This is a genomic window from Methyloversatilis discipulorum (genome assembly GCF_000527135.1).
GTDB classification, from domain to species: domain Bacteria; phylum Pseudomonadota; class Gammaproteobacteria; order Burkholderiales; family Rhodocyclaceae; genus Methyloversatilis; species Methyloversatilis discipulorum.
This window is the reverse complement of the sequence record NZ_AZUP01000001.1, coordinates 2,876,744-2,900,334: the sequence shown is the minus strand read 5'-3', so window position 1 is coordinate 2,900,334 and position 23,591 is coordinate 2,876,744. Positions and strand designations below refer to the sequence as shown.

General features: G+C 66.4%; 22 protein-coding genes. 10 read left to right on the top strand and 12 right to left on the bottom strand.

Annotated elements, in window-relative coordinates:
• Positions 1-3: 3 nt before the first annotated feature.
• Complete coding sequence (locus tag METFAM1_RS0113465; protein ID WP_019915854.1) at positions 4-876, bottom strand: Tll0287-like domain-containing protein; 873 nt, start codon at positions 874-876, stop codon at positions 4-6.
• Between the two features lie 118 nt (positions 877-994).
• Positions 995-1,378, bottom strand: a complete 384-nt coding sequence (locus METFAM1_RS0113460; protein ID WP_232415935.1) for a YkvA family protein — start codon at positions 1,376-1,378, stop codon at positions 995-997.
• Positions 1,379-1,827: 449 nt separating this feature from the next.
• Here METFAM1_RS0113460 and METFAM1_RS20910 point away from each other — a divergent pair, with 449 nt between their 5' ends.
• Both METFAM1_RS20910 and METFAM1_RS20905 read left to right on the top strand, forming a co-directional pair.
• On the top strand, positions 1,828-2,382 hold the full coding sequence (locus METFAM1_RS20910) for a hypothetical protein (protein WP_157256628.1): 555 nt from the start codon (positions 1,828-1,830) through the stop codon (positions 2,380-2,382).
• Entirely contained in the window at positions 2,379-3,587 is a 1,209-nt protein-coding gene (locus tag METFAM1_RS20905; RefSeq protein WP_157256627.1) for a hypothetical protein, read from the top strand. The genes METFAM1_RS20910 and METFAM1_RS20905 overlap by 4 nt, the downstream gene beginning before the upstream one ends.
• Before the next feature lie 28 nt (positions 3,588-3,615).
• Here the strand turns inward: METFAM1_RS20905 and rng are convergent, their stop codons facing one another.
• The 9 genes from rng to METFAM1_RS0113410 form a co-directional block, all read right to left on the bottom strand.
• The gene (gene rng / locus METFAM1_RS0113450; protein WP_019915852.1) at positions 3,616-5,070 is read right to left on the bottom strand and encodes a ribonuclease G; all 1,455 of its coding nucleotides are present in this window, start codon (positions 5,068-5,070) and stop codon (positions 3,616-3,618) included.
• 28 nt (positions 5,071-5,098) lie between these two features.
• Positions 5,099-5,725: a Maf family protein gene (locus tag METFAM1_RS0113445; protein WP_019915851.1), complete on the bottom strand. Its 627-nt coding sequence runs from the start codon at positions 5,723-5,725 to the stop codon at positions 5,099-5,101.
• Positions 5,722-6,192: a 23S rRNA (pseudouridine(1915)-N(3))-methyltransferase RlmH gene (gene rlmH / locus METFAM1_RS0113440; RefSeq protein WP_019915850.1), complete on the bottom strand. Its 471-nt coding sequence runs from the start codon at positions 6,190-6,192 to the stop codon at positions 5,722-5,724. The genes METFAM1_RS0113445 and rlmH overlap by 4 nt, the downstream gene beginning before the upstream one ends.
• Positions 6,189-6,569 carry a ribosome silencing factor gene (rsfS, locus tag METFAM1_RS0113435; RefSeq protein WP_019915848.1) on the bottom strand — a complete coding sequence of 127 codons (381 nt, stop codon included), beginning with the start codon at positions 6,567-6,569 and terminating at the stop codon, positions 6,189-6,191. Before rsfS ends, rlmH begins: the two co-directional genes overlap by 4 nt.
• Before the next feature lie 9 nt (positions 6,570-6,578).
• On the bottom strand, positions 6,579-7,229 hold the full coding sequence (nadD, locus tag METFAM1_RS0113430) for a nicotinate-nucleotide adenylyltransferase (RefSeq protein WP_019915846.1): 651 nt from the start codon (positions 7,227-7,229) through the stop codon (positions 6,579-6,581).
• Positions 7,222-7,998, bottom strand: a complete 777-nt coding sequence (locus tag METFAM1_RS0113425; RefSeq protein ID WP_019915845.1) for a BPSS1780 family membrane protein — start codon at positions 7,996-7,998, stop codon at positions 7,222-7,224. The genes nadD and METFAM1_RS0113425 overlap by 8 nt, the downstream gene beginning before the upstream one ends.
• Entirely contained in the window at positions 7,989-8,945 is a 957-nt protein-coding gene (locus METFAM1_RS0113420) for a homoserine kinase (protein WP_019915844.1), read from the bottom strand. The genes METFAM1_RS0113425 and METFAM1_RS0113420 overlap by 10 nt, the downstream gene beginning before the upstream one ends.
• 44 nt (positions 8,946-8,989) lie before the next feature.
• Positions 8,990-9,346: a DUF2782 domain-containing protein gene (locus tag METFAM1_RS0113415; protein WP_019915843.1), complete on the bottom strand. Its 357-nt coding sequence runs from the start codon at positions 9,344-9,346 to the stop codon at positions 8,990-8,992.
• 157 nt (positions 9,347-9,503) lie between these two features.
• Positions 9,504-10,232 (bottom strand): LOG family protein, encoded by a 729-nt coding sequence (locus tag METFAM1_RS0113410; protein ID WP_019915842.1) that lies wholly within the window; start codon positions 10,230-10,232, stop codon positions 9,504-9,506.
• 87 nt (positions 10,233-10,319) lie between these two features.
• Here METFAM1_RS0113410 and polA point away from each other — a divergent pair, with 87 nt between their 5' ends.
• The 8 genes from polA to METFAM1_RS0113370 all read left to right on the top strand — a co-directional run bounded on the left by polA (position 10,320) and on the right by METFAM1_RS0113370 (position 21,506).
• A complete protein-coding gene (gene polA / locus METFAM1_RS0113405; RefSeq protein ID WP_019915841.1) occupies positions 10,320-13,046 on the top strand; it encodes a DNA polymerase I in 2,727 nt (908 codons plus the stop codon).
• Positions 13,047-13,169: 123 nt separating this feature from the next.
• A complete protein-coding gene (locus METFAM1_RS0113400) occupies positions 13,170-13,823 on the top strand; it encodes a pyridoxamine 5'-phosphate oxidase family protein (protein WP_019915839.1) in 654 nt (217 codons plus the stop codon).
• A gap of 67 nt (positions 13,824-13,890) precedes the next feature.
• Positions 13,891-14,967 carry an acyltransferase family protein gene (locus tag METFAM1_RS0113395; protein ID WP_019915838.1) on the top strand — a complete coding sequence of 359 codons (1,077 nt, stop codon included), beginning with the start codon at positions 13,891-13,893 and terminating at the stop codon, positions 14,965-14,967.
• Positions 14,968-15,079: 112 nt separating this feature from the next.
• The gene (locus tag METFAM1_RS0113390; RefSeq protein WP_024300697.1) at positions 15,080-16,642 is read left to right on the top strand and encodes an HAL/PAL/TAL family ammonia-lyase; all 1,563 of its coding nucleotides are present in this window, start codon (positions 15,080-15,082) and stop codon (positions 16,640-16,642) included.
• Complete coding sequence (locus METFAM1_RS0113385) at positions 16,639-17,853, top strand: AMP-binding protein (protein ID WP_019915836.1); 1,215 nt, start codon at positions 16,639-16,641, stop codon at positions 17,851-17,853. Before METFAM1_RS0113390 ends, METFAM1_RS0113385 begins: the two co-directional genes overlap by 4 nt.
• 123 nt (positions 17,854-17,976) lie before the next feature.
• Positions 17,977-18,369: a phosphonate transporter gene (locus METFAM1_RS0113380; protein ID WP_019915835.1), complete on the top strand. Its 393-nt coding sequence runs from the start codon at positions 17,977-17,979 to the stop codon at positions 18,367-18,369.
• Between the two features lie 12 nt (positions 18,370-18,381).
• Complete coding sequence (locus METFAM1_RS0113375) at positions 18,382-19,692, top strand: sensor domain-containing diguanylate cyclase (protein WP_019915834.1); 1,311 nt, start codon at positions 18,382-18,384, stop codon at positions 19,690-19,692.
• Positions 19,689-21,506 (top strand): putative bifunctional diguanylate cyclase/phosphodiesterase, encoded by a 1,818-nt coding sequence (locus METFAM1_RS0113370; protein ID WP_019915833.1) that lies wholly within the window; start codon positions 19,689-19,691, stop codon positions 21,504-21,506. Before METFAM1_RS0113375 ends, METFAM1_RS0113370 begins: the two co-directional genes overlap by 4 nt.
• Before the next feature lie 58 nt (positions 21,507-21,564).
• Here the strand turns inward: METFAM1_RS0113370 and METFAM1_RS0113365 are convergent, their stop codons facing one another.
• On the bottom strand, positions 21,565-23,496 hold the full coding sequence (locus METFAM1_RS0113365; RefSeq protein WP_020647592.1) for a sensor domain-containing diguanylate cyclase: 1,932 nt from the start codon (positions 23,494-23,496) through the stop codon (positions 21,565-21,567).
• Between the last annotated feature and the right edge of the window lie 95 nt (positions 23,497-23,591).

The window sequence follows — 23,591 nt, the reverse complement described above, 5'->3', positions numbered from 1 at the left end:
CGCTCAGCTATCTATCATGCGCATCGCCGTTTCCAGGCTGCGTCGCATGCGGTTGAAGGAGGCGCCGAGCACCGATACCTCGTCGCGCCCGCCGTCGCCGAATTCCGGCACCGAGAAGTCACCGGTGCTGATGCGGTCGGCGGCGGCCGACATGCGCGCGACCGGGCGGATGATGAGCCACTCCAGCATCAGGTTCAGCGCCACCATGACGAACACGAACACGCCCACCAGCGAGGCCATGAAGGTGGTGAAGGCGCGGTCGGCGTTGCTCACCGGCACCGTCATCGGCACCGACACCACCTGGGCGCCGATGATTTCGTTCAACTTCCAGCCGAAGCCGTTCGCTTCGCCATACACCTTGACCATGCTCGGCGGCGCGGTCGCCGGCGTGTTGTGGCAGGCGAGGCAGGCCGGATTGGTGATCTGGATCGGCCGCGCGATATACATGTGGCGACCGGTCGGCGTGTCGCGCTCGCCGGTCAGCTCCTTCACGTCCATCGCGTTGCGGAAGCTGGCCACCAGGTCGGCTTCCCAGTCCGACGCGCGGTCGCGCGGGTTGGACGGGTTCAGCGTCGCTTCCTTGTAGGCGTATTCCGGGTGGTTCTTGCGCAGCTCGTTCAGCGTTTCGGTCGCCGCGTACGCCGGCACCGTCTGCGGCAGGAACTGCTCGGCCAGCATCGGATCGAGGTGGGGCTTGATCTGGCTCACCGTGTAGGCGCGGATGGCGAGCGCGGTTTCCATCATCAGCCGGGCGTTGCGCTCGACCTCGGCGCGCGCGTTGTCATGCAGCAGCCGGTGCGACAGCGCCGCACAGGCGGCCAGACCGATCGCGAACACGCCGATCAGCACGAGGTTGAATTTGAGTCTGAGTCCCATCGCAGGCACCGGTCAGTTTTTTGCCGCGGCCTCTTGCGGGGCCGCTCTGATTGCGGCCCGATTGTAAGTCATTGACGGGATTGCAAGGAATTGTGTCAGCGCAGGCCGGCGCAGCCTGTCACGCTGCCGGGCTCCGGTTCATCCACCACCAGGCGATGGCGGCGATCGATGCCGCCCACAGCAGCAGGATGAAGATGCCGGCCGCCCAGTTGGCCGGCAGCTTGCCGGCGCGGGCGCGGGCGCGGGCCGCCTCCATCACGTCGGGCGGGATCATGCGCACCGCCAGCCAGATGCCCAGCGGCAGCAGCACCACCTCGTCCAGCATGCCGAGCACCGGGATGAAGTCCGGAATCAGGTCGATCGGGCTGGCCGCGTAGGCGAGCAGGAAGAGCAGCAGGATCTTCGCGCGGCGCGGCGTGCGCGTGTCCTGCGCCGCGACGGCGAGCGCCATCACTTCGAGCTTGATCGCGCGTATGCGCTCTTTCAGTCCGGATCCGGTCATGATGGCCTGCGATTTGTTGTGATCGATTTGCATTCAATCAGACCACAAAAACGCCGTGTCCGTCAGCCTCGCGTTGTCACGCGACGGCCGCGCTCCCGGGACTCAGAGCAGCACGATGTCGAACTGCTCCTGCGAATAGCTCGACTCGGCGTGCAGCGAGATCGGCTTGCCGATGAAGTTGGACAGCATCGCGAGCCCTGCAGGCTACTGAGATAGCTCCGGTTGCTCTCATGGGCGAAAGGATGAGCTCCTGCGTTCAACGCACAACCTACCGCGGCCAGATATCTCATCGGCAATAAGAACGCCACACAGAACGCCACACTTGCTTACGCCAAGCAACTCACTTGACATCTCGCAGCAGTGGTCTAGGTATATAGCATGATGGCTTTACAATTTCTCACATTTTGACGGTGCCCGTGTACCGAGCTCTACTCGAGAGGAGTCACGCGATGAAACGGAAAATCTACGCATCGGTTCTCATGGTGGCACTGACGGTAATCAACAAGAGTTTCGTATATGGAGCTGAGTCCGACGATACCTCAGCAGCGTCAAATATTGCCAACAGGACAACATCGGCATTGGCTACTGACGAAGCGCTACGAGCAGCAATCGAAAACTGCAAGACGGTTGTCAATCGATATGAAAAGCGAGCAAGCGCAGCGGTACAGTTCTCTTTCTGGACAGCAACTACAGGAGCAATTGCGGGACTGCTTGGGTCTGCGCTGTCGGGGCATACGTCTGCCGTTACGACTGCTCTGCTCAGCGGCACCGCAGGTGTTATGAATACCGCCCAACAACAACTTGTGGGCGTTGGGTACGATTATGCGGGGCAACAAAGAACGCGCAATGAAATAATCGACAATACGTCAAAATATCTGAACGATTACATTGCTGCAGGAGGCGATCAGGCCAAAAGAGATGCGGCGATAACGCGAATAATATTCTCTTGCGAGCTATACAAATCCGATGACAAAGGTACAACGGGACAAGGAGGTCAGGAATGAGGGCGCTAAATGCGATTCCTGGCGTGCCGGGACGGAGAGAACGATTTCGAAAGCGCATTCTTAAGCATGCGGTAGTGCTTTTGATGTTTGTGACTTTCAGCCCTGCGAATTCATACGAATTGCACCCAAAGCCATCTGATACGGAAGTGCGGCGAGCAAAAAGCTACGATATATCCTTTAGGTCGCACTTTCCTGTGTTCGATCTCGGGGTTCACCTTTATTCAAGTCCTGTGCATGAGCAATTAAGCGCTCACGCACATGGGTGCGATTTCAATCTTTGCTCAAGAAGCGACGTGTCCGCGGCGATTTTGGCCGGCGTAGTTTGGAATGACGATCCACCGTTCTCTTTCGACGAGTCAAAGAATAGCTACATTTATCGAAACGATCACAAGGCATGCAGAAGAAAAAAAGATAGAGAGGGCAACTTTGTTCCTGTTGGGACAATCAGCTTCTCGTTGGCGCCTGACTGCTGGATTGCCCACTTTAAACACGTTCAAAAAGTCGCCAAAAAGTCCCCTCTTGCATACTCCGGTGGCAAGGGGTCATTGCTAGCAAGAAGTCATTTTGGCGATCTTCAATTTTTACACTCAATGGCCACGAGAAAGGACGAGGCGGCGGAGGAAACACGTGGAAAAATATTAATGTGGGCAGAGCTTATGTGGAGAATTGACGGAAGATCTCCCGATGACTGGAAAGTAAGCCGAGCAGATAGGTTGTCCGCGGTAAAAATCGTCGGAATCAACGATCACTTTCGGCTGGGGGAATCGCGCACCATAGAAGAATTATTTGCATTGGGGCGTCCTTGGTTTAGGAATAATATGGATATCGAAGACATGGCATTTGGCAGTCTTCTTCACATGGTTCAGGATAGCTTTTCTGGGTCTCATGCGATTCGAGAGGGAGAATCAACTGACGACTCCGATATGAATTGTCGAACCAATCCAATCAGGGAATTCCAGACGTATGCAGGTCAAAAATCACATACCCATTCGCTGTATGACCAACGCGAACAAGCGAGAACATCGCTGGAAAAGATCCATATGGCCACTCAAAAACTTATTAACCTGCGATCAGAGAGGGCGAGTTGGGAACAGGTCGAGATCTTTTTGAAAAAATGTGTTTTTCCGCTCTCGAACCAAGTGCAACCAGCCGGCAAGACGGATTTGGCCCCACTGAGAACGGCGCATGAGCAGCATCTTTATTAGCTATTCGCTCTGACTCGTCTCTCGATTTCTATAGCAGCACGATGTCGAACTGTTCCTGCGAATAGCTCGATTCGGCGTGCAGCGAGATCGGCTTGCCGATGAAGTCCGACAGCATGGCCAGCGCCTGCGACTCTTCTTCGAGGAAGAGGTCGACCACCTTGGGGTGGGCCAGGATGCGGAATTCGCGCGCACTGAACTGGCGCGCTTCACGCAGCAGTTCGCGCAGGATGTCGAAGCTCATGGTCTGCGCGGTCTTCACTTCGCCGCGGCCGCCGCAGGTCGGGCAGGGTTCGCACAGCACGTGGGCCAGCGATTCGCGGGTGCGCTTGCGCGTCATTTCGACCAGGCCGAGCGAGGTGAAGCCGCTGACCGAAATCTTCGTGTGATCGCGGCCGAGCGCCTTGTGCAGTTCGGCCAGCACCTGGGCGCGGTGTTCCTCGCTTTCCATGTCGATGAAATCGATCAGGATGATGCCGCCGAGATTGCGCAGGCGCAGGTGGCGGGCGATCTGGTGCGCCGCTTCGAGGTTGGTCTTGAAGATGGTTTCGTCGAAATTGCGCGAGCCGACGAAGCCGCCGGTGTTCACGTCTATCGTCGTCATCGCTTCGGTCTGGTCGAAGATCAGGTAGCCACCGGACTTCAGGTCCACGCGGCGCGCCAGCGCCTTCTCGATTTCCTCCTCGACGCTGTGCAGTTCGAACAGCGGGCGCTCGCCGGTGTAGTGCTCCAGCAGCTTGGTCAGCTGCGGCATGTATTCCTCGGCGAAGCTGCGCAGTTTCACGTAGTTCTCGCGCGAGTCGACCTGGATGCTCTGCGTGTCGGCGCAGGCGAGGTCGCGCAGCACGCGCTGCGCCAGCGTCAGGTCCTCGAACACCAGCGTGGGCGGTTTGGCGGTCTTGGCACGATTGCGGATCTCCTGCCAGGTCTTGCGCAGGTAGGCGATGTCGGCTGCCAGTTCCTCGTCGCTGGCCGACTCGGCCATGGTGCGCACGATATAGCCGCCCGGGTCCTCCAGCGGTAGCAGCGCGTGGATGCGCGCGCGCAGCGCCTCGCGTTCCTCGGTCGATTCGATGCGCTGCGAAATGCCGACGTGGCGGTCCTGCGGCAGATGGACCAGCAGCCGGCCGGCGATGCTGATCTGCGTCGACATGCGTGCGCCCTTGGTGCCTATCGGATCCTTCAGCGCCTGCACCAGCACGCTCTGCCCTTCGGTCAGGATGCGTTCGATCGGCTTCGGCGGCTCGCCGTTCTGCCGCGCTTCCCAGATGTCGGCGACGTGCAGGAAGGCGGTGCGTTCGAGGCCGACGTCGATGAAGGCCGACTGCATGCCGGGCAGCACGCGCACGACGCGCCCGAGATAGATGTTGCCGACGATGCCGCGCGCGCTGCTGCGCTCGATGTGCAGTTCCTGCACCGCGCCCTGCTGCAGCAGGGCGACGCGCGTTTCCTGCGGCGTGAAGTTGATGAGGAACTGGTCGTTCATGATGCGGACCGGAAAGTGGGAAATCGGATCAGATGTCCATGCCGAAGCGGCGCAGCAGCTGCCAGGTTTCGTTCAGCGGCAGGCCGACGATGCCGGTGTAGGACCCTTCGAGGTGTTCGACGAAGGCACCTGCGCGGCCCTGTATGCCGTAGGCACCGGCCTTGTCCATCGGTTCGCCGCTGAGCACATAGCGTTCGATGTCGCGCGGTTCGAGTTTCGCGAAGCGCACGGTTGAAATGGACAGCGCGTGCTCCAGCCGCCGGCCGTCGCTGACGGCGACCGCGGTCAGCACGCGGTGCGTGCTGCCGGACAGGCGGGTGAGCATGGCGGTGGCGTCGGCGGCGTCGGCCGGCTTGCCGAGGATGTCGCCGTCGATCTCGACCGTGGTGTCGGCCGACAGCACCAGCCCGGCCGACATGCGCCGCCAGGCCAGACGCTGTTCGCCGCCCAGCGCCTTGGCACGGGCGACACGCACGACATAGGTTTCGGCGTCCTCGCCGTCGCGCACGTCTTCCGACACGTCGATGTCTTCGCGCGGCAGGCCGCGGAAGGGAAGCATCAGGAAGCTCAGGCCGATCTGGGTGAGCAGTTCACGCCGGCGCGGGCTGCGCGACGCGAGATAGAGGACGGGCGGAACGGTGTTCGAAAGGCTCATTCGCGGTGATAGGGGTGATTTGCTTCAAGGCTCACCGCACGATACAACGCTTCGGTCAGCAGCAGGCGGGCCAGCGCGTGCGGCAGCGTCAGGCTGGACAGGCGGATCAGCTCGTGCGCACGCGATTTCAGCGCCGGTGACAGGCCGTCCGGCCCGCCGATGAGGAGCGCCACGTCGTCGCCCTCGGCGCGCCAGCGGCGCAGCCGCGCGGTCAGTGCGACGGTGCTCAGGTCGTCGCCACGCTCGTCGAGCGCCACGATGCGGGCACGTGGCGGAATCGCCTGTTCGATGCGTGCGCGCTCCGCCTCCATCAGCACCTCGACCGGCTTGCCCTGGGTGCGCGGTTCGGCTTTCACTTCGACGATCTGCATGGCCGAGTCGCGCGGCATGCGGCGGGCGAACTCCTGCACGCCGGCGTCGACCCAGTCGGGCATGCGGTGCCCGACGCAGATCACCAGCAGTTTCAACGCGCCGCCGTTCCGCGTGCGCGGGCTGCAGCCGACTTGTCGGTCGACGGCTTGGCCGAGCCCGACCACAGCTCTTCGAGGTTGTAATAGGCGCGTACCGCCGGCTGCATCACGTGCACGACCAGGTCGCCGAGGTCGACCAGCACCCATTCGCCGGTGTCCTCGCCCTCGACGCTGATTACCGTGCCGCCGGCTTCCTTCACCTTTTCCTGCACGTTGCGCGCCAGTGCGCGTGTCTGCCGGTTGGAGTCGCCGCTGGCGATGACCAGGCGGTCGAACAGCGCGTTGAACTTCGAGGTGTCGATCACCTCGATGTCCTTCGCCTTGATGTCTTCCAGCGCGTCGATGACCAGCGCCTGCAATGCATTGATATCCATGTAAAACCTTCAGTAGAGCCGGTTAAGGCGGATGTATTCGAATACCTGGTCGGGCAGCAGATAGCGGCAGCGCTCGCCGCGCGCCAGCCGCGCCCGGATGTCGGTCGCCGACACCGCCAGCGGCGTCATGTCGAAACGTACGATGGCGCCGGACGGCCGCTCGCGCAAGACCTGCGCATCACGCCCGCCGCGCGCCGCCAGTTCGGCCGCCAGCGCCGGATCCAGCGCCGCGGCATCGACCGCCTGACCGGCGCGGGTCGCCAGGCCGATATGGGCCAGCGCGAACAGATCACGCCAGCGGTGCCAGGTGTGCAGCAGGCTGAATGCGTCGGTGCCCAGAATCAGCACCAGCGGCAGCGCCTCGCCCAGTTCGGCGCGCAGCGCGGTGAGCGTATCCACCGTGTAGCTCGGCCGGCCGGACGCGACTTCGCGGCCGTCGACCTCGAACGCCTCGTTCGATGCCACCGCCGCCTCGACCATGGCCAGCCGGTGCGTCGGCGAAGTCCGCGGCGCCGCGCGGTGCCAGGGCTGACCGGCCGGAATCCAGCGCACGCGACCGAGCTGGAGTGCCTCGCGCGCCTCTTCCGCCAGTCTCAGGTGGCCGACATGCACCGGGTCGAAGGTGCCGCCGAACACGCCGAGCGGCAGCGCTTCACTCATCGGCGGGCTCGGGCGCCGGCGCTTCGTCCGGCGCGAACACCTGGCGGAAGCTCACGTACAGGCTGGCGGCCAGCGTCGGCACCAGCACGAACAGCAGTGCGATGCGCAACAGGAAGCGCAGCGCACTGGCCAGGCTGCCGTCGCCACCGAGCGCCTGCACCACCAGCATCGGCAATCCGACACCGAGCAGCGCCGCGCCGGCGAAATAGACGATGAAGGCGCCGGCGTTGCGCAGCACGGCGACGGCGCCGAAGAACAGCGACTTGCCCAGCGGCATGTTCTGCGTCGCGATCAGATAGGGCGGGAACCACATGATCAGGATGAGCGGCAGCACCAGCGGCAGCAGCTGCATCAGCGTGCGCATGAACAGCTCTTCGTCGGCGTCGGCCGCTGTGCCCTCCGGCATCTGGAAGATGAGCGTGTGGATCAGCACCACCACCAGCGACCCACCGAGGTGCACGAAACCCAGTTGCACCAGCGTGCGCGCGTTCGCCATCAGCCCCTGCTTGAGGCCGGCGGCGTCGATGTCTCGCTTCTCGTCGAGGATGCGGGCACCGTTGAACACGATGACCGACATCACCGGCAGGCACACCGCGACCAGCACTGGCCCGAGCAGCGGCACGATGTTCAGGAACACCATGACCAGCAGATAGGTCATGGTGAGCGCCGTCATCAGCGGCGGGTTGCGGCGGAACAGCGCGAAGCCGCCGCTGATCCACGACCAACCGGCGAGTGCGGGCAAGGTACGCGCCTGCAGGCTCACCGCCATGGCAGTGCGTCACCGGCGCCGATGCGCGCGCGCAGCACGTCGCGGAAGCGGGCCGGATCGTGCGTGTGCACCATCTCGCCGCCGCGCGGCATGTGGAAGTCGTACAGCCGCGACATCCAGAAGCGCAGCGCAGCGCCGCGCAGCATCGCCGGCCAGGCACGGTGCTCGGCGTCGGACAGCGGGCGTTCGGCGTGGTAGGCCTTGATCAATGCGTCGGCCTTGTCCGCCACCAGTTCGCCGGAGGCGTCGGAACACCAGTCGTTCAGCGTCACCGCGAGATCGAACAGCAGGTAGTCGTCGCCGGCGAAATAGAAATCGATGATGCCGCCGATGCGTTCGCCATCCATCAGGCAGTTGTCGCGGAACAGGTCTGCGTGCACGACGCCGAAGGGCAGGTCGCGGCACAGCCCCTGTTCACGGGCTTCGCGCTGGAAGGCGATTTCGGTTTCGAGCAGCGCGCGCTCGTCGTCCGGCAGGAAGCCGAGCAGCTTGGGCGCCGTCTCGAGCCACCAGCCGTAGCCGCGCGGGTTGTCGAAGCGGCGGCCGTAGCTCTGGCCGGCCACGTGCATGGTGGCCAGCATGCCGCCGATGGCGGCGCAGTGCGCCGCGCCCGGTTCCATCTGCGAGCGGCCGGCAAGCCGGGTGGCCAGCATGGCCGGCTTGCCGTGGATCGTGCCGAGGTATTCGTTGTCACGGTCGGCGATCGGCGCCGGACAGGGAATGCCGTGGCGTGCCAGATGCGCCATCAGATGCACGTAGAACGGAAGTTCGGTGCGCGTCAGCTTCTCGAACACCGTCAGCACGTAACGACCGTGCGAGGTGTCGACGAAGTAATTGGTGTTTTCGATGCCGGCCGGAATTCCCTCCAGCGACACCAGATGGCCGATGGAGTAATTCTTCAGCCAGTCGCGCAGCTCATCTGCGGTGACGGTGGTGAAGACGGACACGAGTCAGAACGGATGGTTGGGCACGCGCCGGCGGCGCGCGCGGGTCAGTCGAACGAGAAGATCACCCACTTCGGCACGCGCAGGCCCGAATCGAGATCGTCATAGCGCGTCATCGCGCCGGAGCCGTTCTCGTCCATCAGGTAGTAGGGCACGCCGTGACGCGGCGTCACCTTGATCATGTAGAGCTTGCCGTTCACACGGTGCTCTTCCACCGTTTCCTCACCGCGCTGGATGATGGTGATCTGCGGCTCGACGGCCACTTCGCCTTCCAGCGGCTCGGGCGGCGGCGGCGGTTCGGGAATCGGCTGCAGGTCAGGCGGACGACCGGCCTGGGCATACACCGCAGGCGCCACACTGCCCAGCGCGGCTGCGAAAACTGCTGCAAAAAGTAGCGGACGCATCGAAAATCCTTCGTAATTCCGGCAGTTTAACAGAGGCAGGGCGGGGGGCAGCGAGGCGGGGGCTAGAGGCTAGGGGTCAGGGGCGAGCGAACAGGCGCGGCGGTCGCCGCGCGAGATTTTCGCTAGCCCCTAGTCTCCAGCCCCTAGCCCCTGCTCCTCAAAGATTCAACATCGCCTCGTGTTCCTCAGGCAGCGGCATGAAGCTGCGGTTCTCGTAATGCCGGAATATCGCGTCCACGATCTGCGCCGGGTCGTCGATGATCTGCACCAGGTCCATGTCTTCCGGCGAAATCATGCCTTCGGCCACCAGCGTGTTGCGGAACCAGTCGATCAGGCCGGCCCAGAACGGCGTATGCACGAGGATGACCGGAATGCTGCGGCTCTTGCGCGTCTGGATCAGCGTCAGTGCTTCCATCAGCTCGTCCACCGTGCCGAAACCGCCGGGCATCACGACGTAGGCGGCGGCGAAGCGCACGAACATGTACTTGCGGGCGAAGAAGTGCTCGAAGGAATGCGAAATGTCCTGGTAGACGTTCGCGTGCTGTTCCATCGGCAACTGGATGTTCAGGCCCACGCTCGGCGACTTGCCGTGGAAGGCGCCCTTGTTGGCCGCTTCCATGATGCCCGGGCCGCCGCCTGAGATGACCGAAAAACCGGCGTCCGACAGCTCGCGCGCGACGCGTTCGGTGAGTTGGTAGTAGGGGTGGTCGACCGGCGTGCGGGCGCTGCCGAAGATGCTGACCGCCGGCCGGATCTGTTGCAGCCGCTCGGTCGCCTCGACGAATTCGGCCATGATGCCGAACACGCGCCAGGCCTCGCGTGCGCTGCTGGTACGTGCCGCTTCGCCCGGGTCGATCATGCCCGGCAGTTTGTCTTTTGCGCTCATGGGGAAAAGTATCCGGTGATTGTGACGGCCGGGAGCGGGTGCGGCGATAATCGCGGGCCGACTGAATGTCCCCACGCGGAATCCGCCATGCCCACGCTGCTGCTCGTCGATGGATCGTCCTACCTTTACCGCGCCTTCCATGCGATGCCGGATCTGCGCAACGCACAGGGCGAGCCGACCGGCGCGCTGCGCGGTGTCATCAACATGCTAAGGCGGCTGGCAAGCGACTACAAGGCGGACTATCGCGCTGTCGTGTTCGACGCCAAGGGCCCGACCTTCCGCGACGACTGGTATCCGGACTACAAGAGCCACCGGCCGCCGATGCCGGAAGACCTGGCGGCGCAGATCGCGCCCATCCACGAGGCGGTACGCGCGCTCGGCTGGCCGCTGCTGATGGTCGAGGGCGTGGAGGCCGACGACGTGATCGGCACGCTGGCCGCGCAGGCGACCGAGCGCGGCATCGACTGCGTCGTATCGACCGGCGACAAGGACCTCGCCCAGCTGGTGAACAAGCACGTGACGCTGGTGAACACGATGAGCGAGGAAAAGCTGGACGAGGCCGGCGTGCTGGCCAAGTTCGGCGTGCCGCCGTCGGCCATCGTCGACTACCTCGCACTGATCGGGGACAGCGTGGACAACGTGCCGGGCGTGGACAAATGCGGCCCGAAGACCGCCGTGAAGTGGCTGCAGCAGTACGGCGGCACGCTGGATTCCGTCGTCGCCAACGCGGCCGACATCGGCGGCAAGGTGGGCGAGAACCTGCGCGCCCACCTCGACTTCCTGCCGCTGGCGCGCAAGCTGCTGACGGTGAAGTGCGACGTCGAACTGCCGCAGCCGCTGGAATCGCTGACCTCGGACGGCGAGAACGCTGAGGCGCTGCGCCCGCTCTACGAGCGCTACGGTTTCAAGGGCCTGCTCGACGATCTGGCCAAGGGCCCGCGCAAGACGGTGAACGCACCGGCGCCGGCCGAGGACGCCGCGCCGTCGACCGCACCCGAAGGCAGCCACCGCGCCGACTACGAAACCCTGCTCGACTGGGCGGCCTTCGATCGCTGGCACGCGAAGCTGATGGCGGCGCGGGTGGTGTCGCTGGACACCGAAACCACCAGCCTGGAGCCGATGGAAGCGCAGCTGGTCGGCATGAGCTTCGCGCTGGAACCCGGCGTGGCCGCCTACCTGCCGCTGGCCCACGTCTATCCCGACGCACCGGCTCAGCTGCCGCGCGACGAGGTGCTGGCGAAGCTCAAGCCCTGGCTGGAATCGGCGACGCACGGCAAGCTCGGCCAGAACCTGAAGTACGACCGCCACGTGTTCGCCAACCACGGCATCCGGCTGGCCGGCGTGGTCGATGACACGCTGCTCGAAAGCTATGTGCTGGAGGCCGACCGCAACCACAACCTCGACACCCTGGTCACCCGCCACCTCGGCCTCAAGGTGATCAGCTACGACGAGGTGACCGGCAAGGGCGCGGCGCGCATCGGTTTCGAGCAGGTGGCGATCGATCGCGCCGCCGCCTATGCCGCCGAGGACGCAGACGTGACGCTGCGCGTGCACGAAGTGCTGGCGCCACGCGTCCAGGCCGACAGCAAGCTCGCATATATATATCGCGACATCGAACTGCCGGTGTCCGACATCCTGTTCCGCATGGAGCGCACCGGCGTGCTGCTCGACAGCGCCTCGCTGGCCGCGCAAAGCAACGAGCTGGGCCAGAAGATGCTGGAACTGGAACAGCGCGCGCACACCGCCGCCAAGCAGCCGTTCAACATCAATTCGCCGAAGCAGCTGGCGGAAATCCTGTTCGAGCGGGAGAAGCTGCCGGTGATCAAGAAGACGCCGTCCGGCACGCCGTCCACCGACGAGGAGGTGCTGTCGCAGCTGGCGCTGGACTACCCGTTGCCGGCGCTCATCCTCGAATACCGCGGCATGGCCAAGCTGAAGGGCACCTACACCGACAAGCTGCCGCGCATGGTGCGCGCCGACACCGGCCGCGTGCACACCAGCTTCGGTCAGGCGGTGGCGGTGACCGGCCGGCTGTCCTCGGTCGATCCCAATCTGCAGAACATTCCGGTGCGCACCGCCGAAGGCCGGCGCATCCGCTCCGCCTTCATCGCGCCGCCGGGCCACGTGCTGGTCAGCGCCGACTATTCGCAGATCGAACTGCGCATCATGGCCCACCTGTCGCAGGACGCCCGCCTGCTGCAGGCCTTCGCCGACGGCGAGGACGTGCACCGCGCCACCGCGTCGGAAGTGTTCGGCGTGCCGCCGGACGAGGTGAGCAGCGAACAGCGCCGCTACGCCAAGGTGATCAATTTCGGCCTGATCTACGGCATGAGCGCGCACGGCCTGGCGAAGAATCTGGACATCGAGCGCAGTGCGGCACAGAGCTGGATAGACCGCTACTTCGCGCAGTACCCGGGCGTCGCCCGCTACATGGACGAAACGCGCGCGCTGGCGCGCGAGCAGGGCTATGTCGAAACCGTGTTCGGGCGCCGGTTGCAGCTGCCGGACATCCGCGCCCAGCAGGTCGGCCGTCGTCAGGGCGCCGAGCGCGCCGCGATCAACGCGCCGATGCAGGGCACTGCGGCCGACCTGATCAAGCTGGCGATGATCGCGGTCGACGGCTGGCTCACCGCCGAAGGCCTGAAGACGCGGCTCATTCTGCAGGTGCACGACGAACTGGTGCTCGAAGTGCCGGAGGCCGAACTGGCCCTCGTACGCGAGCGTGTGCCGGCGCTGATGGAAGGTGTGGCGCAGTTGTCGGTGCCGCTGAAGGTCGAAGCCGGCGTCGGTCGCAACTGGGACGAGGCGCACTGAGCACCTGCGGCGTGGCGGGCATCTTGCCCGCGCGGCGCTCCCTATCATGGATGCACGCGCACGTTCGATGCGCCGGCGAGCTGGTCCGCCCGGTTCGCCGCAATCCAGCCGAGGAGAACCGCCATGACTTCCCTGTATTCGGACCATCATCGCGCACTGCAACAGGCCTACGGCACCACCGGTCTGGCGGAGATGCTCGACACCGGCTGGGTGCATGAGCAGATCTCGGATGCCGAGCGGGACTTCATCGCGTCGCGCGACATGTTCTTCCTGTCGACGGTCGATCCCGACGGCAACCCCACGGTGTCCTACAAGGGCGGCCCGACCGGTTTCGTCAAGGTGCTCGACGCGCAGACGCTGGTGTTTCCGGGCTACGACGGGAACGGCATGTTCTACTCGCTGGGCAATATCGTCGGCCAGTCGCGTGTCGGCCTGCTGTTCATCGATTTCGAGAACCCGCACCGCGTGCGCGTGCAGGGCGTCGCCGAATTCCTGGCCGAGCACCCGCTGCTGGCCGACTATGACGAAGCCAAGTACCTGGTGCGCGTGACGGTCAGCAAGATCTGGGTGAATTGTCCGCGCTACGTGCACCGGTACCGCAAGCTCGAACAGTCGAAATACGTGCCGAAGGCGGAGTGCGTGACGCCGCTCGCGTCGTGGAAACGGCTGGACATGGTGCAGGACGTGCTGCCGGAACACGAACGCCGGCAGGCGATGCAGGAAGGTCTGATGGATCTTGCCACCTACGAGGCGAAGGTGGCGCGCGGCGACGGCTGACGCTGCCGGTCTTGAATTCGGGGCAGCGGCGTGCACAATGCCGGGCTTCGCCCTGGAATCCCCCGCAATGTACGCCCCGACGGCCGGCACCGATGCCCGCTTACGCGCCGACCGACGCGACGACACGTCGCGCCTCGCGGCGTTCGACACGCTGAAGGCGGTCGCGTCGCAGCTTATCGTGCTGCATCACCTGGTCGCCTACGGTCCGCTGGCCGATGCCTTCCGCAGCCGCTTCCCCAAGCTGGCCGACTGGCTCTACTACGACGGGCGGCTGGCGGTGCAGGTGTTCTTCGTCATCGGCGGCTTCCTCGCCGCCCGCGCGCTGGCGCCGGCGCTGCAGCCGCGACCGCTGTCGCTGCCGGCGGTGCTGTGGAAGCGCTATCGCCGGCTGGCGCTGCCCTGCATGGCAGCCGTGCTGATCAGCGTCGCCTGCGCGGCGATCGCGCGCGCGCTGATCGACGATCCCAGCCTCCCCGCCGAGCCCTCGGTCGGTCAGCTGCTCGCGCACGCACTGCTGCTGCAGGACATCGTCGGCGTCGAGGCGCTGTCGGCCGGTGTCTGGTACGTGGCGATCGACTTCCAGCTGTACGCGATGGCGGCGCTGCTGGTCTGGCTGGCCTCGCGCACCGGCCCGCTAAGGGCTACCGCGGTGCTCGCCGCGATCACCGCCGGTGTCGCGGCCGCGTCGCTGTTCGTGATCAATCGCGACACCGGTTGGGACGTCGCCGGTCCTTACTATTTCGGTGTCTATGCTCTGGGGGCTGCCGTCTGCTGGCTGTCCAGACCAGGCCGCTCGCTGCTGTGGGGCGTGGCGGTTGCCGCCGCCGTGCTGCTGGCGCTGACACTCGAACACCGCGAACGCGTCGCCTTCGCCGGCTGCGTGGCGCTGCTGTTGTGGGGCGGGCTGCGCAGCGGGCTCCTGGCGCGCTGGCCGGACATTCCGGCGCTCGCCTTCCTCGGCCGGATTTCGTTTTCAGTTTTCCTGATCCACTACCCGGTGGCCATGCTGGTGAACGCCGTCGTCACCCGTCTGTGGGGCGCTACGCCGGACACCGCGCCAGCGGCGCTTGCCTTCGCGTGGGCGGCCAGCGTGGCGGCCGGTGCGCTGTTCCATCGCCAGGTCGAACAGCGCTGCGCCGGATGAACCGCCGCCGCGCCGCCGCTGTCTTCGTTTCGGCGCGGCGCCGGGGCAACACTGCGCAGCCCGGCCGTGCGCTGCCATGCTTCGCCTCCGTGCCCACTTCGATATGGATTTCATGACCGCCGCCGCCCCGGAACACGATGACGTCGTTTTCGACGGTCGCCCGCTCGACATCGAGGCGATCGCCGCGATCGCCGAGGGCGGGCGACGCGCCGTGCTGTCGACCGAGACAGCCTTCCGCGCCCGCATCGACGCCGGCGCCCGCGTCGTGCTGCAGCTGCTCGCCGACGACGGCGTGATCTACGGCGTCACCACCGGCTACGGCGAGTCGTGCACGGTGGCGGTGCCCGCCGCGCAGGTGGCGGAGCTGCCTCAGCACCTCTACACCTATCACGGCGTCGGCATGGGGCGCCTGCTGGAGGCCGACGAGACACGCGCGGTGCTGGCCGCGCGGCTGGCCTCGCTGTGCCAGGGCATGTCCGGTGTGCGCTACGAACTGCTGCAGCATCTGGCGGCGCTGCTGGAGCACGACATCCTGCCCTGCATTCCGGCCGAAGGCTCGGTCGGCGCCAGCGGCGACCTGACGCCGCTGTCCTACGTCGCCGCCGCGCTGTGCGGCGAGCGCGACGTGCGGTGGCGCGGGCGGCGCATGCCGGCGCGCGAGGCGCTGGCCGCAGCCGGCATCCAGCCCCTGTCGCTGCAACCGAAGGAGGGGCTGGCCATCATGAACGGCACCGCCGTCATGACCGCGCTGGCCTGTCTCGCCTGGCAGCGGGCGCAGCGCTGCAGCCGGGTCGCCACCCGCCTGACCGCGCTGAACGTGTTCGCGACCGCCGGCAATCCGCATCACTTCGACGCGCTGCTGTTCGCCGCCAAGCCTCACCCCGGACCGCAGGCAGTGGCCCGCCGGCTGCGTCGCGACCTCGCCTGCGACGCTGGCGCGGCACGCAATCCGGCACGGCTGCAGGACCGCTATTCCCTGCGCTGCGCGCCGCACGTGATCGGCGTGCTCGAAGACGCGCTGCCCTTCACGCGGACGCTGATCGAGAACGAACTGAACAGCGCCAACGACAATCCGCTGATCGACCCGGACAGCGGGCGCGTGCTGCATGGTGGACATTTCTACGGCGGTCACGTCGCGTTCGCGATGGACAGCCTGAAGACCGCGGTCGCCAATGTGCTCGACCTGCTGGACCGCCAGCTCGCGCTGCTGGTGGACAGCCGTTTCAGCCAAGGCCTGCCGGACAACCTGAGCGCCGCAACCGGCGAACGCGGCGCACTGAACCACGGCCTGAAAGCGCTGCAGATCGCCGTGTCGGCGTGGACCGCCGAGGCGCTGAAGACCACCCTGCCGGCGTCGGTGTTCTCGCGCTCGACCGAATGCCACAACCAGGACAAGGTGAGCATGGGCACGATCGCCGCGCGCGACTGCCTGCGCGTGCTCGAACTGGGCGAACAGGTGCTGGCGGCGATGCTGGTGTCGGCGCGGCAGGCGGTCGCGTTGCGCGGCCGCATCGACGCTGGTGCGCTGCCGCCGGTGCTGGCGCACACCCAGTCGTGGCTCGAGTCCCGCATTCCGCTGGTGGTCGAGGACCGCGCGCTGGACCATGAACTGACCCGGCTGGTGGGCGTGCTGCGCGCAGGCAGCGCAGGCGACGTGCTGGAGTCGGACGGATGAGCGCCCCTTGGCACGCCGACGGTCCGGCGCTGGAACGCGTGCTGGCCGACCTGATCGCCGACGAGGTGCGACGGCTGCGGCCCGGTGGCTCGCCCTTGCCGCCGCCGCCGTGGCCGGCTTCGATGGCGTTCGACGACAGCGGTTTCGGACTGGATTCACTGGAGCGCTACACGCTGGCCGCCGCCATCGCCGAACTGCTGCAGCTGCACGACAGCACGGTGATCGACGCGCTGCCGGCGGCAAGTACTTTCGGCGAGTACTGCGCGCTGGCCCGCGAAGGGCTGGCGCAGGACGGCCGCCGCCTGACCTTCCGCACGTCAGGCAGCACCGGCACGCCGAAGGCCTGCACACACGCGCTGGCCATGCTGGAAGAGGAGGCCGATGCGCTGGCCGCCCGCATCGGGCCGCGCCGGCGGGTGCTGGTCGCGGTGCCGGTCCATCACATCTATGGCTTCATCTTCGGCGTCCTGCTGCCGCCCCGTCTGGGTACATGCGATGTCGTCGATGTGCGGCCGCTGCCGCCGCAGGCGCTGGCCGCCCGGCTGCAGCCGGGCGACCTGCTGGTGAGTCACCCGGCGCACTGGTCGCTGCTCGCCCGCTTCGGTCCACAGCTGCCGGCCGACATCATCGGTACCAGCTCCACCGCGCCCTGCCCGGATGCGCTGGCCGACGCGCTGGTTGCGCAGGGGTTGGCGCGATTGCTGCAGATCTACGGCAGTTCGGAGACGGCCGGCATCGGCTGGCGCGACACCGCCGGCGCGCCCTACACGCTGATGCCGCACTGGCGCCGCGCGGTGGCCGACGACGCGGCACTGGTGCGCCCGACGGCGGACGGTGGCGAGTGTCGAGCTGCATTGCAGGACGTGATCGAGTGGTTGCCCGACGGGCGGTTCCGGCTGGCCGGACGGCGCGACGAAGCGGTGCAGGTGGCTGGCGTGAACGTGTTTCCGGCGCGGGTGCGCGACGTGCTTCTCGAGCACCCGCAGGTCGAGGCGTGCGCGGTGCGCCTGATGTCGCCGGCCGAAGGCGAGCGGCTGAAGGCCTTCGTCGTGCCGAGCGCCGGCATCCCCGCGTCAGCACTGTTGCCGCAGCTCGAAGCGTGGGTAAGGGAACGTCTGTCGGCGCCCGAATGTCCACGCGCCTGGTCGTTCGGCGACCGGTTGCCGCTAGACGCCCGCGGCAAGTCCGCCGACTGGCCGATCTCGCCCTGAGCGCCTTCTCAAGTTCGCGGGCGCATGTCCCGATAACTGCTTCGTCATCCGGAGTGTCCACTGCCTCCGCCTTGCCATCCGGCGCACCTCAGGGTGTCCGTTGATACCGACCCAGGGAGCCCCATGAACACGGAACAGACCATCGCTTATTCCGACGCCGCACTGTTTGACTATCTCGACCGCGCCAGCGACGCCGAACTCGACAGCCTCGACTTCGGCGTCATCGCCATGGACGACGCGACCCAGGTCCGGCGTTACAACCGCTTCGAATCGGCCGCCGCCGGCCTGTCGCCCGATCGGGTGATCGGGCACGCGCTGTTCACCGTGGTGGCGCCGTGCATGAACAACTTCATGGTTGCCCAGCGCTTCGAGGACGCGCAGCAGGACGGCAGCGTGCTCGACGACACCATCGACTACGTGCTTACGCTGCGCATGCGCCCGGTCAAGGTGAAGCTCAGATTGCTCGCCCGACCCGGCAGCAGCTTGCGCTATGTGCTGGTCCACCGTCAGACCTGAGCCGGAGCAGGCATGAGCGCACCGGTCGAAGAGGAATACGAAGCGCTGTTGCAGTTCATGTACATGGCGCCGATAGGCCTTGTACAGACGCTGGCGGACGGCGAGATCACGATGATCAATCCGCTGTGCGCGCAGCTGCTGATGCCGCTCTCCCCGGACGGCCAGCTGGCCAATCTGTTCACCGCGCTGGAAGCCGTGGTGCCTGACCTGCGACAGCGGGTGCAGGATTTCCCGGACGCGCACGGTACGGTGTGCGACGCGCTGCAGGTGCCGATCGCGACCGGTCAGCCCGGTCGTCGGCAGAGCCAGGTGCTGGCGCTGACGCTGCTGAAGCTCGACGCCGAGCGGCTGATGGCCGTCATTTCCGATGTCACGCAGTCGGTCCGCCGGGACCGCGAACTGCGCCAGAGCCAGGCCTGGATCAACACGCTGGCGATCGGCCTGACCGACTACGCCCTGGTGTCGCTCGACCACCGCGGCTGCGTGCAGGACTGGAACCCGAGCATCGCCCGCATCACCGGCTTCACCGAGGAGCAGGTGAGCGGCCGCAGCCTGTCGATGTTCTACCCTGAAGACGCGATTTCCGAACAGCGCGTGCTCGACCGGCTGCACGAGGCCGACCGCACCGGCTGGAGCCTGGACGAAGGATGGTGCGTGCGCGCCGACGCCGGTCGCTATTGGGGCAGCTGCCTGATCGCGCCACTGCATGACCGCGATGGCGAGCTGTCCGACGAACGTGCCTACAGCCTCATCATCCGCGACGTGTCCGACCGGCGCGAGGCGGCGGAAGCGCTGCTGAAGGCGGTGTCCTGCGATCACCTGACCGGCCTGCTGAACCGCCGCGCCTTCGTCGAGGCGGTCGAGCTGGAGATGCAGCGCTGGGCGCGCTTTCCGCGGCCGCTGTCGCTGGTGATGATCGATGCCGACCACTTCAAGCGGATCAACGACCAGTACGGTCACGCCGCCGGCGACGCCGTGCTGCGTCATCTCGCCGCCGGCATGACCGCGACCTTCCGTGCGATGGACGTGCTGGCGCGCTTCGGTGGCGAGGAATTCGTCGTGCTGTTGCCGGACACCACGCTGGAGGGTGCTGCGGTCGTTGCCCAGCGCCTGTGCCAGCTGCTTGCGACGCAGGCGGTGGAGGTCGGCGGCCAGGCCGTGCGCTACACCGTCAGCGCCGGCGTCGCGGCGATGGACGCCGACGTGAGCGATTTCGACGCGCTGATGCAGCGTGCCGACGAGGCGCTGTATGCGGCCAAGGCGGCAGGACGCAATCGGGTCGAGCGCTGGCAGCCCGCGCCGCAGTCGGTGGCCGCCCGATGAAGCCGGACAGCGACCCAGAGGTTCTGCAGCCGCCCGCCTACGAGGCGCTGATCCAGTTCCTCTATCAGGCGCCGATCGGCCTGCTGCAGGTGCGGCCCGACGGCACGGTGACCATGCTGAATCCACGTTCGGCGCAGTTGCTGATGCCGCTGGCGCGGCAGGGCAATCTGGACAATCTGTTCGAGGTGCTGGCCGAGGTGGCGCCGGATCTGCGCGCCATGGCTGACGCTGCGGTCGAGCCGGGTGCGCTGGTGTGCGAGGGGCTGCGCATGCCGGTGCGCTCGACCGCCGGCGGCAGGCGCGTGCTCGGCATCAGTCTTCTCCGGCTCGACCCCAACACCATCATGGGCTGCGTCAACGATGTGACGCACGAGGTCGAGCTGGAACAGCAGCGCCTGGCGTCGCGTATGCGCGACGCCTCGCGCACCGACAGCCTGACGCTGATGCCCAACCGCTCCGCCGTGCTGGAGCGGATACAGCAGGCGCTGGCGCGCCCCGATGCCGGCGGAGCGCCCACCTTTGCCGTGCTGTTCATCAACTGCGACCGCTTCAATCGCGTCAATCTGACGCTCGGGCAGGCAGGTGGCGACCGGCTGCTGCGCATGGTGGCCGAGCGGCTGAATGGCACCGTGCGTCAGCGCGATGCCGTCGGCCCTGCGCAGGAGCCGCTGCACACGACGGCCCGCCTCGGCGGTGACGAATTCGTCGTGCTGCTCGACGGCCTGCGTGGGAGCGAGGACGTGCACAGCATCGCGCAGCGGCTGATCGACACGCTGTCCCGCCCCTATCTGATCGATGACGTCGAGGTGCACATTTCCGCCAGCATCGGCGTCGTCGCCGGTGTTCATGCCGCCGCCGAGGCGAACGCCGTGCTGCAGGACGCGAGCCTCGCCATGCAGGAGGCGAAGCGTGCCGGCGGCGGGCGCCACGTGCTGTTCACGCCGTCGATCAAGGACATCGCGACCCGTCGCGGCGCACTCGAACTGGAACTGCGGCGGGCGCTCGAACAGGGCGAACTGTTCGTCGTCTACCAGCCCATCGTCGAGCTGGCCGACGGTCGCGTCGCCGGCTTCGAGGCGCTGGTCCGCTGGCAGCATCCGCAGCGCGGTCTGGTATCTCCGGTCGAATTCATCGAAATTGCTGAGGAGTGCGGCCTCATCGGCGCCGTCGGCGAGTTCGTGCTCGATTCGGCCTGCCGGCAGCTGGCTGCCTGGCAGCGCTGTTTCGGCGCACAGGCGCCCGGAATGATTTCGGTCAATCTGTCGCGCGCACAGTTGCAGGACGCCGCGATCGCCGCCCAGGTCGCGCGCGTGCTCGAATCGAGCCGTCTGCCGGCGCAGGCACTGCAGCTGGAGGTGACGGAGAGCATGGCGGCCCAGGGCGACGACATCCGCGCCCGCCTGCTCGAACTGAAGGCGCTCGGCCTCGCGCTCGCGCTGGACGATTTCGGCACCGGTTATTCCTCGCTGGCCTGTCTCGGCCAGCTGCCGATCGACACGGTCAAGATCGATCGCTCCTTTGTCGCCGACGCGGAGAGCAATCTGCACAAGCGGGTACTGATAGAAGCCACCGTGCGCGTTGCCCGCAGCCTCGGCATGAGCACGACCGCCGAAGGCATCGAAACCGAAGGCCAGGCGGCGCTGCTGGCGACGCTGGACTGCAACAAGGGTCAGGGCTATCTGTGGTCGCGCCCGCTGGCCGCGAACGACGCCACGCAATGGCTCGCGGAACGCATCGGGGCGACCGACCTGCTGTCGGACCAACCCCATCCTTCCGCCGCGCCCTTGCGCGCCGCCGCCGGCTTCCCGGGCTGACGGCTGCTTCGTCCTGTCACTGCGGCGCGCTTCGCCCCCTAACAGCGACCGGCGCACATTAGCCGGTCGGCTGGCCGCCAAGCTTCAGCACGGCGCGATCCCGTCCTCCGTGCTTCGCCTCGTAAAGTGCCCGGTCGGCACGCAGGAAGGCCGATTCGAAACTGTCGTCGCCGGCACCGAGCACGGTCGCACCGATGCTCACGGTGATGTTCAGCGTATGGCCGTCGTGTTCGATCCGGCGCTCGCGTACCGCCTGCAGCAGTCGCTCGCCGACCTCGTGCGCGCCGGTGGCATCGGTTTCCGGCAGCACGATGCCGAACTCCTCGCCGCCGAGACGGCCGAGCACGTCGCTGGTGCGCAGCGCCTGTGCGAGCGTGAGCGCGAGCGCCTTCAGCACGGCGTCGCCGGTCGGGTGGCCGAACACGTCGTTCACCTTCTTGAAGTGGTCGGCGTCGATCACCATCAGGCTCAGCGGCCGCCCGTGGCGCAACGCGACCGATATCAGCCGCTCGCTTTCTGCGGTGAAGGCGCGGCGATTGAGCACGCCGGTCAGACCGTCGGTCGACGCCTGTCGCTGCAGTTCGCGCTCCATGACCTTGCGTTCGCTGATATCGCGAATGATGCCGACGTGGACGCTCTGCGGACCTTCGCCTGCGCTGCCGACGGTAACGTCGATCGGGAATTCGTGGCCGTCCTTGTGACGGCCCGTCACCTCGCGCCCCCGGTTCATCGCGCGCGCGTCGACCGATGCATTCGCCGCCTGCACATGCTGGCGGTGCGCCGGCGCCTGGGCGGGCGGCATCAGCATGTCGAGACGACGCCCCGCGACCTCCTCTGCGCGATAGCCGAACAAGGCTTCGGCCGCGCGATTGAACTCGACGATGCAGCTGTTGCTGTCGATCACGACGACGGCATCACGTGCCGTGTTCATGAAGGTCCGAGCGCGATCTTCGCTGCGTCGCAGCTGATCCGTGCGGCGGGCGACGCGGTTCTCCAGTTCCTGGTTTGCATCGGCCAGTTGCTGCAGCGCCAGTCGGCGGCGCCGGAACTGACGGAAGGCGAACCAGGCCAGCCCCGCGAACGCGAGGTTGCTCGCTGCCGCCAGCGTGACGTAACTGCCCAGATTGCGCCGCCACGACTGCAGCAGCACGCGCTCATCCGCGGTCGCGGCGACGATGATTCCATAGGCATTGGAGGTGGCGTAGGCAGCCGGACCGGCGGGCTCGTCGAGCAGGCGCTGGCGCGCGAACAGACCGTCGGCGGCTGCGGGCAGAAGCGTGCGGAACAAGGGCGTGTCGGCGGCTGTGCTCTCGACGCAGTCGGCGCGGCGAGGCAGGCAGGCAAGTCGATGCCCATCGCGCAGGAAGACCGACAGCGTGTAGCCGGCCGGCAGTCCCTGCTCGATCAACAAGGTCGTCAGCAGTTCCGGATCGACGGCAGCGGCCGCTACGCCGAGAAAGCGGTTGCCATCGTTCTCGACCCGCCGGCTGAGCGGAAAGATGTGCCTGCCGGTCAGCTTGCTGATGATGGCCGGCCCAACGAAAAGGCGGTGCTCGTCGGCGCCCGATCCCGATTGCGCCTGAAAGTAGTCCCGCGCCGATACATCGAGTTGCGGTGCCGGAAAGCTGAGCGACATTGCTGCCACGGTGCCGTCGTGCCGCACCAGGAACAGCGACCGCAACTCCGGATTGAGGGCGTGTCGCCTGACCAGAAGCCGGTGCAGGGCAAGATCGGGGGCGGTCGACATGCCGCCGTGAAGCCGGACACCCTCGGCAATGCCGGACAGAAGCCGGTCGTAGGTGGCCAGGTGCTGATCCATGCGCCGCGCGACCACTTCGGCGCTCACGTGCAGCGTATCGAGCGCGCGCTCCAGCGTTTCCGTGCGTGCCGCATCGACGAACATGAAAAGCCGGATGTCGAGCACGCAGACAGCGAGCAGCGCGAGCAGGATCCACCGCCCTCCCGAGAGGCCCTCTTGGCTGCCACTCATTCGTATCCAGACTCCGTTCTGAAGACCCGTCGCCCGGATGGTAGCGCACGCGTGTGGCGCGCCATCGGCGACGCCGTGCGCCGACTGTGTCCGCC

Bases quoted from the DNA above. Each gene is read 5' to 3' on its own strand.
- METFAM1_RS0113370 (WP_019915833.1), top strand. From the start codon at position 19,689: ATGAAGCCGGACAGCGACCCAGAGGTTCTGCAGCCGCCCGCCTACGAG.
- METFAM1_RS20905 (WP_157256627.1), top strand. From the start codon at position 2,379: ATGAGGGCGCTAAATGCGATTCCTGGCGTGCCGGGACGGAGAGAACGA.
- METFAM1_RS0113390 (WP_024300697.1), top strand. From the start codon at position 15,080: ATGACCGCCGCCGCCCCGGAACACGATGACGTCGTTTTCGACGGTCGC.
- nadD (WP_019915846.1), bottom strand. From the start codon at position 7,229: ATGAGTGAAGCGCTGCCGCTCGGCGTGTTCGGCGGCACCTTCGACCCG.
- METFAM1_RS0113465 (WP_019915854.1), bottom strand. From the start codon at position 876: ATGGGACTCAGACTCAAATTCAACCTCGTGCTGATCGGCGTGTTCGCG.
- rsfS (WP_019915848.1), bottom strand. From the start codon at position 6,569: ATGGATATCAATGCATTGCAGGCGCTGGTCATCGACGCGCTGGAAGAC.
- METFAM1_RS0113385 (WP_019915836.1), top strand. From the start codon at position 16,639: ATGAGCGCCCCTTGGCACGCCGACGGTCCGGCGCTGGAACGCGTGCTG.
- polA (WP_019915841.1), top strand. From the start codon at position 10,320: ATGCCCACGCTGCTGCTCGTCGATGGATCGTCCTACCTTTACCGCGCC.
- METFAM1_RS0113415 (WP_019915843.1), bottom strand. From the start codon at position 9,346: ATGCGTCCGCTACTTTTTGCAGCAGTTTTCGCAGCCGCGCTGGGCAGT.
- METFAM1_RS0113395 (WP_019915838.1), top strand. From the start codon at position 13,891: ATGTACGCCCCGACGGCCGGCACCGATGCCCGCTTACGCGCCGACCGA.
- METFAM1_RS0113380 (WP_019915835.1), top strand. From the start codon at position 17,977: ATGAACACGGAACAGACCATCGCTTATTCCGACGCCGCACTGTTTGAC.
- METFAM1_RS0113400 (WP_019915839.1), top strand. From the start codon at position 13,170: ATGACTTCCCTGTATTCGGACCATCATCGCGCACTGCAACAGGCCTAC.
- METFAM1_RS0113445 (WP_019915851.1), bottom strand. From the start codon at position 5,725: ATGAGCCTTTCGAACACCGTTCCGCCCGTCCTCTATCTCGCGTCGCGC.
- METFAM1_RS0113375 (WP_019915834.1), top strand. From the start codon at position 18,382: ATGAGCGCACCGGTCGAAGAGGAATACGAAGCGCTGTTGCAGTTCATG.
- rng (WP_019915852.1), bottom strand. From the start codon at position 5,070: ATGAACGACCAGTTCCTCATCAACTTCACGCCGCAGGAAACGCGCGTC.
- METFAM1_RS20910 (WP_157256628.1), top strand. From the start codon at position 1,828: ATGAAACGGAAAATCTACGCATCGGTTCTCATGGTGGCACTGACGGTA.
- METFAM1_RS0113460 (WP_232415935.1), bottom strand. From the start codon at position 1,378: ATGACCGGATCCGGACTGAAAGAGCGCATACGCGCGATCAAGCTCGAA.
- METFAM1_RS0113365 (WP_020647592.1), bottom strand. From the start codon at position 23,496: ATGAGTGGCAGCCAAGAGGGCCTCTCGGGAGGGCGGTGGATCCTGCTC.
- METFAM1_RS0113410 (WP_019915842.1), bottom strand. From the start codon at position 10,232: ATGAGCGCAAAAGACAAACTGCCGGGCATGATCGACCCGGGCGAAGCG.
- METFAM1_RS0113425 (WP_019915845.1), bottom strand. From the start codon at position 7,998: ATGGCGGTGAGCCTGCAGGCGCGTACCTTGCCCGCACTCGCCGGTTGG.